Raw genomic sequence first — 11,816 nt, 5'->3', positions numbered from 1 at the left:
ACATGCTGTCCGGCGGGTTTTCTCATCAAGCGGCAGAGGACTGCCCTTCTTTTTTCCGTTCGAGTTCGAATCGTTTCGTCTCCGCGACGACCACACCAGAGAGGAACAAGAGTCCAATCAAGTTCGGGATGGCCATGAGACCGTTGAACACATCCGAGATCGACCAGATCAAATTCAAGTTCGTCGTCATCGCACCGAGTCCCGCGACTAAAATATAGAGGACACGATACGGGACGATCACTTTTTCCCCGAGTAAATAATACGCTGAACGTTCACCGTAATAACACCAGCCGAGGACGGTCGAATAGGCGAAGAAGACGAGCGAGATCGTCACGATGATTTCACCAATCGGCCCTAAGAAGTAAGCGAACGAGGCTTGCGTCAAGGCAATCCCTTCAAGCCCTTCCGTATATTGACCACCCATGACGATCGTGAGTCCCGTGATAGAACAGACGATGAGTGTGTCGATCAACACTTGTGTCATCGAAACGAGTGCTTGACGTCCCGGGAAGTCGGTCTTCGCTGCCGCGGCCGCAATCGGTGCAGATCCAAGTCCTGCCTCGTTAGAGAACACACCGCGCGCGACCCCGTAGCGAATCGCGGCACCTAACGCACCCCCACCGATGGCTTCAGCACTGAATGTGCTCGAGAACATTGTCGATAAGGCACCTGGTACCAATTCAAGGTTCATGATGAGAATCACGAGCCCACTCCCGACATATGCGAAAATCATGAACGGGACGAAGATTCCGACGACTTTTCCGATTGATTTGACACCACCTAAGATGACGAATGCCGTGACCGCCATCATGACGATCCCTGTCACAACCATTGGGATGTTGAACGAGTTGTTCAAGGCGAGACTGATCGAGTTCGTTTGGACCCCGTTCCCAATCCCAAAGGCTGCGACCGATGCAAAGACGGCGAACAAGACGCCGAGCCACTTTTTCTTTAGTCCGTGTTCTAAGTAATACATCGGACCCCCGGCAATCTCACCGCGTTCATCGACGACACGATATTTGACCGCCAGGATAGCCTCAGCGTATTTCGTCGCCATCCCGACGAAACCAGATAACCACATCCAAACGACAGCACCCGGTCCCCCGAGGACAATCGCCGTCGCGACACCGACCATGTTTCCGGTACCGACCGTGGCCGCCAATGCCGTCATAAGTGCTTGGAAATGCGAGATGTCCCCACGTTGCTTTTTCTTCGGTTGTTCTGGTTTTGGTATAAATGCCTCTTTCAGACCGACCCCAAGTCGCGTCACTTGGATAAATCCGAGACGGACGGTCAGGAAAATCCCTGTCCCGACGAGTAATATGAGTAAATGTGGCCCCCAGACGAGATTGGATAAACTCGTCAGCCAACTTTCAATTTGATTCACCGTGTTGCTCTCCTCCTACGTTCTTGATTTGAGCGCTCTCCCTATATTTTTCAGAACATTCACAATCGAGTCAAGGTACACCGCCTAAAGAAAGCGTTTTCAACACGTTATATAATTGTAATATTTTCCTTGAACCCTTATTCTTAAAAGCTTCTTAAAATTTATTTCGAAATATGATTGTAATATATATTCAAGTGCATGAGCCCGGATTTCATGATCACTACGAACCGTTAATCGATAGACTACATCTCAATCAGAAATGGAGTGGTTGCAACCGTATAAAGCACGCTCGAAGCGGCTTGATAGCAGCGACCAATTACGGGCAGGCGAGACTCTTAAGGGAACAAAAAAGACTGTAGACCCATGCGTTGTCTACAGTCTGAAACCGTTCATGACCTTTCCTTCAGTTTCTCGTTTTACGAACGAATGGCAGCCACGACTTCTTCGACGTGACCTTTCACTTTGACGTTGCGCCACTCTTGTTCGATATAGCCGTCCTCGTTGATCAAGAAAGTCGAACGGACGATGCCGTAATATTCTTTCCCGTAATTTTTCTTCAACTGCCAGACGCCGTAAAGCTCGGACACTTTATGTTCCTCGTCCACGAGTAAATCAAATGGGAGGTCATTCTTGGCGATAAAGTTTTGATGTTTCTTTTGACTGTCGGCCGATACCCCAAGGACGACCGCGCCTTCCATCTTCGGCAACGCATCGCGGAAATCGCATGCCTCGGTCGTGCAACCAGGTGTCGAATCTCGAGGATAGAAGTATAAGACGACTTTCTTGCCGAGATAGTCCTTTAATGAAACCATCTCTCCGTTTTGGTTCGGTAATGAAAATGTTGGTGCGAGCATCTGCTGTTCCTCCTTAGCCAAACGATGGGTCGACAAGTTGTTCGTCATAGCCATCAATCGCTTCTTCTAATTTTGTCTTTAACGGGTCAAGCACTTCGATATACTCGACTGGATCTTCCGTTGCAGCTGCTTTTCGGAGCGTCTCCTCGTTATCGGTGTACCACGTCTCATACGCTTTGAAATAGTCGGTCATGATGGTTTGGTTCTCCTCGACCGTCAACGTTTCCGCCATGAGCAGGAAGACGTTATTGTCTGCCTCGAGCGCCATATAGTCCGTCTGTGCGTTGACTTGGTCATAGATCGGACCAGCCTCATCTTCCGGAATCTCGGCGAGACGGGCGTTCGCTTCGGCATTCACTCCGTACTCGTTCGCCTGGACACCGATGAGTAACTCTCCGACCTCGGCAATCACGTCTTTTGGTAAAGCGACCGGTGTGATGACTAGTGACCACTCATCCCCTTCCTTCACAGCGATTTTACTGAGTCGGTTCGGGAGCGGGTTCCCTTCTTCATCGATCATCTCATGGACAAGGAACGCCACGTCTTCCTCTTCGTTGACCCAGCTCTTATAAATCTCACCAGGAGACAATTGACGGGTGACGGCACCAGTCGCCGGAATCTCGGTCAACCGGCCAGCATAATCAATTGATGCGAGTGCCTCAGCGTCTCCAGACTCAAGTGCCGTCTGATAGTCTGCGTACACGTTCGTGACAGCGTCCGGCAATGCGCGGTCTGTCTCTTCTACCACCGTCTCTTCCTCGTTCCCACATGCCCCGAGCATGAAGACGAGGAGTAGCGGAATGAACCATTTTTTCATGTTGTTCGTCCTTTCTAAAGCCGTGTTCTCCCCCATCCTATCACGTCTCGATTTCTTGCTCCAATGCCATGTGTTTCTGGAAAATTGTTTCACTAGGATTTCTACGATAATTTCGATACAATACAGACGTAAGCGCTTTAACGCTCAACATCACTTTAAGGGGGAACGAGAATGATTCCATACAAACATGAACCATTCACAGACTTTACACAAAAAGAGAATGCCGAAGCAATCCAAGCGGCAATCGAGAAAGTGAACGGTGAGCTCGGGAAAGACTATCCGCTCGTAATTGGTGGGGAAAAGGTTACGACGGAAGGTAAAATCACGTCTTACAACCCGGCTAACAAAGAAGAAGTGATCGGTCGCGTGTCAAAAGCGAACCAAGAGCTCGCAGAACGTGCGATGCAAGAAGCACTCACAGCATTTGACTCATGGCGCCATGTCGACCCGGCTGTCCGCGCCGACGTCTTGTTCAAAGCAGCGAACATCGTCCGCAAGCGTAAGCACGAGTTCTCGGCTTATCTCGTCAAAGAAGCGGGTAAACCGTGGAACGAGGCAGATGCGGATACAGCGGAAGCAATCGACTTCATGGAATATTATGCACGTCAAATGCTCGAACTCAAACCAGGCAAGAAAGTGGAGAGCCGCCCAGGCGAATACAACCGGTATGACTACATCCCACTCGGGGTCGGGATCGTCATCAGCCCATGGAACTTCCCATTCGCAATCATGGCCGGTACAGCAGTTGCGGCCATCGTCGCCGGTAACACAATTCTCTTGAAACCAGCTTCGACGACGCCAATCGTCGCTGCGAAATTCGTCGAAGTGATGGAAGAGGCAGGTCTTCCAAAAGGCGTGCTCAACTTCATCCCGGGACCGGGTGCAGAAGTCGGGGACTATCTCGTCGACCATCCGAAGACACGCTTCATCAGCTTCACAGGATCGCGTGATGTGGGACTCCGCATCAACGAACGTGCGTCTAAGTTGAACGAAGGTCAAATTTGGCTCAAACGCGTGATCGCGGAGATGGGTGGAAAAGATACGATCGTCGTCGACGAATCAGCCGACCTCGAGCTCGCTGCACAATCGATCGTGAAATCGGCATTCGGTTTCTCTGGTCAGAAATGTTCGGCTTGTTCACGTGCCGTCATCGTCGACAGCGTGTATGATACGGTACTCGACCGTGTCGTCGAACTCACGAACGAACTCTCTGTCGGAAACACAGAGAAGAACGAACACTTCATGGGACCAGTCATCGATGCATCGGCCTTCAAGAAGATCACATCGTACTTCGATGTCGCAAAAGAAGAAGGACGCATCGTCGCAGGTGGGAAAGCAGACGATTCAACAGGCTACTTCATCGAGCCGACTGTCGTCGCAGACGTCGACCCGAAAGCACGCCTCATGCAAGAAGAGATTTTCGGACCAATCGTCGCCTTCACGAAAGCAAAAGACTTCAAAGAAGCAATCGATATCGCGAACAACACAGAATACGGCTTGACAGGGGCGGTCCTCACACGTGACCGTATGAATCAAGAATACGCTCGCCAAAACTTCCACGTTGGGAACCTTTACTTCAACCGTGGTTGCACAGGCGCAATCGTCGGCTATCAGCCGTTCGGTGGATTCAACATGTCAGGTACGGATTCAAAAGCAGGTGGCCCGGATTACATCCAACTCCACATGCAAGCGAAAACAACATCTGAAACGTTCTAATCAAAAAGGAGACGCTCCCCCGATGGGACGTCTCCTTTTTAGTGTGCTTTAAATGTCTGCTCGAACATGATGGCGATTTCTTCTTGATGAACCAGGAATAATTCGAACAAAGTCGGGTCGAACGCCCCTTCCATATTTCGCATCGCAAGAATCGCATCCTCATGAGTATAGGCCGGTTTATACGGTCGGACCGTCCGTAGTGCGTCATAGACGTCGATGATGGTGACGATTCGAGCCGCAAGCGGGATGTCTTCCCCTTTCAGTCCTTGGTTGTACCCGGTGCCGTCCCAGCGCTCGTGATGATACAGTGCGATGTGATAGGCCATTTGAATGAAGTAATTCTGAGGGAACTGTGTCTGCAAATCCTTCAACACTTCGCCGCCGACACGCACATGGTCGCGCATGAATACCCATTCCTGGTCGGACAGTTGATTCGCTTTGAGTAAGATTGCGTCCGGAACAGAGATTTTGCCGATATCATGGAGCGGTGCCGCGAGACGGATTCCTTCGATGAAGAGCGGTGACACTTCCGGATGGTGATGATCGTATAAAATCGTCGCGAACAGCGTCGACAAATCCTGCACCCGCTCGATATGGTTCCCCGTCTCGTTGTTACGGAGTGCGGACAAACGTAACAGCGTGCGGACAAGCCCCTCTTGATAATCGATCAATTCTTTTTCACGCTCGGCGAGGACCCGCTGCGCTTCTTCCCGCCCGGCCTCGATGCGGTGTCGCTCGACCGCCCCGAGCAGCGCATTGCTGAAATCTTGTAGCGCCTGTTGTTCGTACTCCGTGTACGTCCGTTCCGAGACGACGGAATCAAACCCGACAAATCCCTGACACGACTTCCCTTGCATCATGGGGACCGCGAGCAAACTTTGAATCGCTTGCGGTTCTAAGATGGCGCGGACGGCGCTCCCTTCAGGTAGATCGGCGACCCGTGGAATATACATCGTCTCACCCGCCACATGGGTATTCACCCACTCGGGCAGCACATCAATCGGCACGTCTTGAAGATTGTCCATTTCAGCCGTGATTCCTTCGGCGCACCATTCGAACGTGTTATGGCAGACTTGATTCGTAAAATCGTAATCGAAGACATAGACGCGGTCGACCGCGAAATAATGTCCAAGTTCGGCTAGCGATTGGTCAACCCGCTTTTTGAAATCCGCAATCTCTGTCGTTAAAAAGCGATTGAGGAGTGACGAAAGCAGGTGATGGAGTCGCTCTTGTTGTTGTAACTGTAACGTCAATGATTCGTGCGAAGTTGCCATGTGCCAAACCTCCCTTATCGTTCAAATACATGCATTCGTTCCATGCACTTATTTTACCCATTTTTCAGTTTTTTCATCCTAGTTCAACCATTTGAAAAACCGGGTGATTGTCACCCGGTTCGTGATCACACTTGCTTCAATAGATTGGCCATCTCGATGGCAGAAGTCGCCGCTTCCCACCCTTTGTTGCCTGCTTTTGTTCCTGCACGCTCAATCGCCTGTTCAATCGTCTCCGTCGTCAACACGCCGAAGATGACCGGGACTTCGGATTGATAGCTCGCCTGGGCGATCCCTTTTGCCGCTTCGTTACAGACGTAATCAAAATGCGGGGTCGCACCACGGATGACGGCTCCGAGCGTGATGACCGCGTCGTATTGTTTGCTCATCGCCATTTTTTTCGCGACGAGCGGGAGTTCAAATGCTCCTGGGACGAAGGCGAGCGACACATCCTCTTCCTTCACTCCATGACGTTTCAAGGCATCCTTCGCCCCGTCAAGCAGACGCATCGTGATCAAGTCGTTGAACCGTCCGACGACGATTCCAATCTTTAAGCCTTCTCCAACTAAGTTTCCTTCAAATGTATAGGTCATGTCCATGTTCCTCCAATATGATTCATTTTGAGTTGTTTCGTCAGGCGATACGATTCGTTTGCTTCATGCGCACCGACATGAATCGGAACGCGTTCGACAACTGTGATGCCACATGATTCCAAGGCATCGACTTTATCGGGGTTGTTCGTCATGAGCCGGACACGGGTGACGCCAAGATCACGAAGCATCGCCGCGCTCACCCGATAGTCCCGAAGGTCCGGATGAAACCCGAGTGCCACGTTCGCCTCGACCGTATCCAATCCATTCTCTTGAAGGGCGTACGCCTTCAGTTTGTTCAACAGTCCGATGCCTCGCCCTTCTTGACGCATATAGAGCACGATGCCCGATTCCTGCTCGATTCGTGCCATCGCCGTGTCCAGTTGCGGACCGCAGTCACATCGGAACGAACCGAAGACGTCACCGGTCAGACATTCGGAGTGAATGCGAACGAGCGGGACCTCCTCAAGTGTCTCCGTCACGAGCGCCACATGCTCTTCACGGTCCATTCGATTCTCATACCCTATCATGCGAAACGTTCCTTTTGAGGAAGGTAGGGACACGTCCGCAACACGTGTGACGAGGTTCTCCTCCATATATCGGACTAACGCTTCGATAGTGATGAATGCCAACCCGTGGCGTTCAGCGACTTGTACCAAATCAGGTACGCGTGCCATCTCCCCGTCCTCTCGAATGATTTCACAGATGACCGCGACCGGCTCACTTCCTGCGAGTCGCGCCAGGTCGACAGACGCTTCGGTATGACCTCGGCGAACGGAGACGCCTCCCTTCTTCGCAATGAGCGGGAACAGATGTCCAGGACGTTGAAAATCGGATGGATGGGACGATGGGTTCGCTAACTCACGAACGGTGTGAGACCGTTCACTCGCCGAGATACCAGTCGTCGAATCGATATGGTCGACACTGACCGTGAAGGCGGTACCGTGTGGGTCTGTACTGTTCGTCACCATCGGCGCGAGGTCGAGACGAACTGCCACTTCTTCTGCTACGGCGCTACAGACGAGTCCTTTCCCTTCCGTGATCAAAAAGTTCATCGTTTCCGGTGTCATCTTGTCACCGAGTACGACAAAGTCCCCTTCATTCTCACGGTCCTCATCATCCACGACGATGATGGGACGTCCTCGTCTCAGTTCCTCAACCGCCCGTTCAATCGAATCAAACATTACCATCCCGCCTTTCCATATCCTTGTTCCGCCAAAGACTCGAGCGTCATCTTCGACTGCCCGACGACCTTTTCCATATATTTTGCTAACAGATCACATTCTAAATTGACTAAATCACCCGTCTGTTTCATCCCAAGCACGGTCTCGCTGTATGTGTGTGGAATCAAGGACAGGGTAAACCCACGCTCTGACACGTCAAACACAGTCAAACTCGTTCCATCTACAGATATCGAGCCTTTCGGGACAATGTAGGAAAGGAGCGCGCGGTCACACTGGATATCAACATAGACCGCATTCGCGAGAGGACGTTTCTTCGTGATTCGCCCGACCCCGTCGACATGACCGGATACGAAATGTCCGCCAAACCGTCCGTTCGCCGGCATCGCTCGTTCGAGATTGACAGGTGTTCCAGGCTTGACCCCATCTAGACTCGATGCCTTCAATGTTTCTGGCATGACATCGACAGAGAACGTCGCGTCATCGAACGTCGTCACCGTGAGACAGATCCCATTCACGGCAATGCTGTCCCCGAGCTTCACATCCTCAAGCACTTTCACAGCGGACAAAACGAGTCGTAAAGATGGTCCGTTGCGCTTGACCGCTTTGACCGCTCCGATTTCTTCTACGATTCCCGTGAACATCAGAGCGCCCCCTTTCGAAGGACGACTTTCAGGTCGGGTCCAATCGTTTCGACCTGATGAATCGTAAAACGGGATATCCCATCGATCGTCCCTTCCTGCTGTGAGCGATAGACGCCATGCTTCCCACCGAATACCCGTGGTGATTGATAGGCGACCCATTCATCCACGTAGCCTCCGTCAAGAAGTGAGGTGACAAGCGTCGGTCCGGCCTCGATCAACACACGCCCAATCCCATTTGCGTATAGCGTCTCAAGAACCGTGCCGAGTGACGTATAATCGAATAATTCGATACTGACGGCTTGAGCTCGTTCACGTCGTTCTGCCTCATCTGACGAAGTGAAGAGGAGCACCGGGACGTCTTCGGCGGTACGTGCTAACGTACTAGCGAGCGGTAACCTTAGGTCACGGTCGAGCACGACTCGTTTCGGCTGTCGCGTCACGCGGTCCAATCGAACCGTAAGCGATGGGTCATCCGCGAGCACCGTTCCAATCCCGGTCAAAATCGCATCGACCGTGGCACGAAGTTCATGCACATCACGACGGGCTTCCGAACTCGTCACCCATTGACTCTCCCCCGTCTCTAAGGCAACTTTCCCATCGAGGCTCGTTGCCGTCTTCAAGATGACGTATGGTCGTTTCGTCTCAAGCGACCGCAAAAATGCCGGATTCAAGGCACGCGCCTCTTCTTCAAGCAGACCCACATCGACTTCAACACCGGCTGCTTGCAGGCGCATGATCCCATTGCCTGCGACGAGCGGGTTCGGATCTTTCATGGCGACGACGACACGTTTGATGCCCGATTCTACAATCAAATCGGCGCACGGCGGTGTCTTACCGTGATGCGAGCACGGTTCGAGCGTGACATATAAAGTCGCCCCGGATGCAGCCGCACCGGCCATTCGAATCGCATGCACTTCAGCATGTGGTTCGCCCGCCTTAAGGTGGGCACCCATTCCGACGATACGTCCGTCTTTCACGAGAACGGCACCGACGAGTGGATTGACACCGGTCTGTCCATCGGCTGATTTCGCCAATTGAATGGCCTGTTCCATGTACTGTTTCATCGTTCTCCCTCCTTTTTCCGTACAAACAAAAGACCCTAAGGAGCAGTCCTTAGGGTCTTGGTGGGAGGGTTTCGTCGAATTTTGGCAAGCCAAATAAACGTTTTCTATACAGAAAAGCGTACGACGAAGCACAGGTCACGTGGACCTGTTTTTTGTTCCTTCTCCCATCCAGACTATACTGTCGGCTCTAGAGTCTCACTAGATCCACCGTTCGCACACGTGCGCCCGGGTCACGGACTTAGGGCATAGGCCCATCACCGCCGGTTGGGAATTTCACCCGACCCCGAAGGAATATTTGTTTGTACAGGTTTACTGTATCGCAATTGTTTTTATTTCGCAAAACAAAAAACGCTACTCGTGAGAGTAGCGCCTCGATTATGCAAGAAAGAGGACGACGAGAAGCCCGACAATCCAGCAGTAATATGAAAAATACTTCAATTCGCCTTTTGCCATGATGTGCTGGAACCACTTCAATGAAATGGCGGTCAACACGTATGATGCGATAAATGCCAAAAGGAGCGGACCGAACAAATCACGCGTGTCTGGGTTTGTGAACAACGTCGGACCGTCCAAGATCATCGTCCCGAGACTAATCGGAATGAACAGGAAGAACGAGAACCGAAGCGCGGATTCCTGTTTGATCCCGAGGAGCATCGCCATGACGATAGTCGCCCCGGACCGGCTGATCCCAGGAATGAGCGCCACAGCCTGAGCAAGTCCGATCAATACGGCGTCACGTAGCGTAATGCCACCGTCGCCCTTGTTTCCTCGCATGTTCCGGATGAACCAGAGGGCGAGTCCCGTAATGATGAGTGTATAGCCGACTGTCGCCACGCCACCGAGCACCTCGGCGATCCAGTCACCAAACAGGACACCGAGCACACCGGCCGGAACGGTCGCGACAAGTAACAGCCCGATGAACTTCACGTCGACCATCGTCTCATTCGAACGGTCTTTCTTAAATAAAAACGTCCACAAACTCATGATGAGACGAACGACGTCTTGACGATAGATTGTTAAAACCGCAAGAAGCGATGCAAAGTTTACGAAAACTTCAAATGACAATCCCGGCAAGTCAATGTTAAATAGTTCTTGGAAGATGACAAGATGTCCGCTCGATGAAATCGGGATGGGCTCTGTGAACCCTTGAATCAATCCAAGTAACGTATAAAATAACCAAACTGTCATAGTGATGATCCTCTTTTCTGTTTTTCACTCAATGCGGCTATTTTAGCAGAATCGGTCTTTCATTGACCAGCCATTAAAATTTTTTTGCCGTAATTTCAATATTTGATTGATTAGTCTGAAAATTAAATTTATTATAGAAGGGTACTCATCTGGAGCGAAGGCGATGACCCCAACTCTCCAGCTGGGTACTTTTTTATAAAAATATTACAAATTTGGGTGATTAAAACTTTATGTTTACATTTCTCTCGAAATTCGATTTAATTTGTAATAGAACTGTTACCATTTTTTGAAATTATCAACTGCGACTTTAGTCCTATCCAATTCCTAGGAATTGTTTAAAATTTTTCAAAATCACGTTAATAAATCCGAAAAACAATCCGATAGTATGATTGTAGGAGCATTTTTTTATCTTTGTCGGTTCAGATTTGAGTCCACGGAAGGAGGAACCATCATTGAATCAAACGCTATCCACTAAATCCCATCACTTGTCTACCGAACAGCAAAGGATGATCCATTGCATTCGTCTTCTCGGGGACTTGTTGAAGGAACGTCCACGCCGTTCTGTCTATCGCCGCTTCGCAATGGAACAGAATTGGCCGTCTCCTGAGTCGATCATTCGTCAGTTCGGGTCATGGGCTGAGGCACTTGCCATCGCAGGCTATGAATGGCATGGAGAGTCAACCGTCGAATTGCCAGACAAAATGCCGAAGTATACACGCGAGGACATCATCGAGACGCTCGCCATTTATTCGCGAGACATGGGCTCGATCATCACCTTGAAGAAGTATCAGCAATGGCGAAAGCTCCATCCGAAGGCACCGAGCCATTATCATATAGTCAAGACGTTCGGTTCGTGGCATGATGCCTGTGCCGAGGCAGGACTTGAGGCGAGTGTGACCTATTCGAAAACAGAACTCTCGAACGCCCTTCGTGAAGCCATTCAGGAAATGGGCTTCTCGCTCTCATTCGAAGCTTACCGTGAATGGGCAAAGCGCAACAACAAACCTTCAACGAAAGCGATCTTGCATCGCTATGGCTCCTGGTCAGCCGCCGTTCATGCGGTTGAATCTGAACTTTATAATACGAACTCATAATCATTTCATA

Annotated in this window: 11 protein-coding genes and 1 riboswitch; of the genes, 2 read left to right on the top strand and 9 right to left on the bottom strand. The window is 50.9% G+C overall.

The window, feature by feature from the left end; translation table 11 throughout:
* Positions 1 to 25: 25 nt before the first annotated feature.
* The 3 genes from KOG47_RS02805 to KOG47_RS02795 form a co-directional block, all read right to left on the bottom strand.
* Positions 26 to 1,387 (bottom strand): alanine/glycine:cation symporter family protein, encoded by a 1,362-nt coding sequence (locus tag KOG47_RS02805; protein ID WP_215243727.1) that lies wholly within the window; start codon positions 1,385 to 1,387, stop codon positions 26 to 28.
* A 416-nt stretch (positions 1,388 to 1,803) separates the two neighbouring features.
* Positions 1,804 to 2,241: a thioredoxin-dependent thiol peroxidase gene (gene bcp, locus KOG47_RS02800; RefSeq protein ID WP_215243726.1), complete on the bottom strand. Its 438-nt coding sequence runs from the start codon at positions 2,239 to 2,241 to the stop codon at positions 1,804 to 1,806.
* Between the two features lie 13 nt (positions 2,242 to 2,254).
* Positions 2,255 to 3,058, bottom strand: a complete 804-nt coding sequence (locus KOG47_RS02795) for a hypothetical protein (protein ID WP_215243725.1) — start codon at positions 3,056 to 3,058, stop codon at positions 2,255 to 2,257.
* A gap of 171 nt (positions 3,059 to 3,229) precedes the next feature.
* Here KOG47_RS02795 and pruA point away from each other — a divergent pair, with 171 nt between their 5' ends.
* Positions 3,230 to 4,774, top strand: coding sequence for an L-glutamate gamma-semialdehyde dehydrogenase (gene pruA, locus KOG47_RS02790; RefSeq protein ID WP_159562777.1), 1,545 nt, complete (start codon positions 3,230 to 3,232; stop codon positions 4,772 to 4,774).
* Between the two features lie 38 nt (positions 4,775 to 4,812).
* Here pruA and KOG47_RS02785 read toward each other — a convergent pair whose 3' ends face one another.
* The 6 genes from KOG47_RS02785 to KOG47_RS02760 all read right to left on the bottom strand — a co-directional run bounded on the left by KOG47_RS02785 (position 4,813) and on the right by KOG47_RS02760 (position 10,712).
* Positions 4,813 to 6,048, bottom strand: coding sequence for a GAF and HD-GYP domain-containing protein (locus KOG47_RS02785; protein WP_215243724.1), 1,236 nt, complete (start codon positions 6,046 to 6,048; stop codon positions 4,813 to 4,815).
* 125 nt (positions 6,049 to 6,173) lie between these two features.
* Positions 6,174 to 6,638: a 6,7-dimethyl-8-ribityllumazine synthase gene (gene ribH, locus KOG47_RS02780; protein WP_074036107.1), complete on the bottom strand. Its 465-nt coding sequence runs from the start codon at positions 6,636 to 6,638 to the stop codon at positions 6,174 to 6,176.
* Positions 6,635 to 7,819, bottom strand: a complete 1,185-nt coding sequence (locus tag KOG47_RS02775; RefSeq protein ID WP_074036106.1) for a bifunctional 3,4-dihydroxy-2-butanone-4-phosphate synthase/GTP cyclohydrolase II — start codon at positions 7,817 to 7,819, stop codon at positions 6,635 to 6,637. Before KOG47_RS02775 ends, ribH begins: the two co-directional genes overlap by 4 nt.
* Complete coding sequence (gene ribE, locus KOG47_RS02770; RefSeq protein ID WP_214690585.1) at positions 7,819 to 8,460, bottom strand: riboflavin synthase; 642 nt, start codon at positions 8,458 to 8,460, stop codon at positions 7,819 to 7,821. The genes KOG47_RS02775 and ribE overlap by 1 nt, the downstream gene beginning before the upstream one ends.
* A complete protein-coding gene (gene ribD, locus KOG47_RS02765) occupies positions 8,460 to 9,524 on the bottom strand; it encodes a bifunctional diaminohydroxyphosphoribosylaminopyrimidine deaminase/5-amino-6-(5-phosphoribosylamino)uracil reductase RibD (protein WP_215243723.1) in 1,065 nt (354 codons plus the stop codon). Before ribD ends, ribE begins: the two co-directional genes overlap by 1 nt.
* A gap of 152 nt (positions 9,525 to 9,676) precedes the next feature.
* A riboswitch (FMN riboswitch) is annotated at positions 9,677 to 9,819 on the bottom strand.
* A gap of 80 nt (positions 9,820 to 9,899) precedes the next feature.
* Positions 9,900 to 10,712, bottom strand: a complete 813-nt coding sequence (locus tag KOG47_RS02760; protein ID WP_196431078.1) for an undecaprenyl-diphosphate phosphatase — start codon at positions 10,710 to 10,712, stop codon at positions 9,900 to 9,902.
* A 452-nt stretch (positions 10,713 to 11,164) separates the two neighbouring features.
* On the opposite strand from KOG47_RS02760, the gene KOG47_RS02755 reads away from it, so the two are divergent.
* Positions 11,165 to 11,806 carry a homing endonuclease associated repeat-containing protein gene (locus tag KOG47_RS02755; protein WP_074036101.1) on the top strand — a complete coding sequence of 214 codons (642 nt, stop codon included), beginning with the start codon at positions 11,165 to 11,167 and terminating at the stop codon, positions 11,804 to 11,806.
* Positions 11,807 to 11,816 lie beyond the last annotated feature (10 nt).

The sequence above is a fragment of the Exiguobacterium sp. s121 genome (assembly GCF_018617245.1).
Taxonomy (GTDB): domain Bacteria; phylum Bacillota; class Bacilli; order Exiguobacteriales; family Exiguobacteriaceae; genus Exiguobacterium; species Exiguobacterium profundum.
Note: the sequence above shows the minus strand (reverse complement) of the source record. Positions and strands in the feature narration are given on the sequence as shown.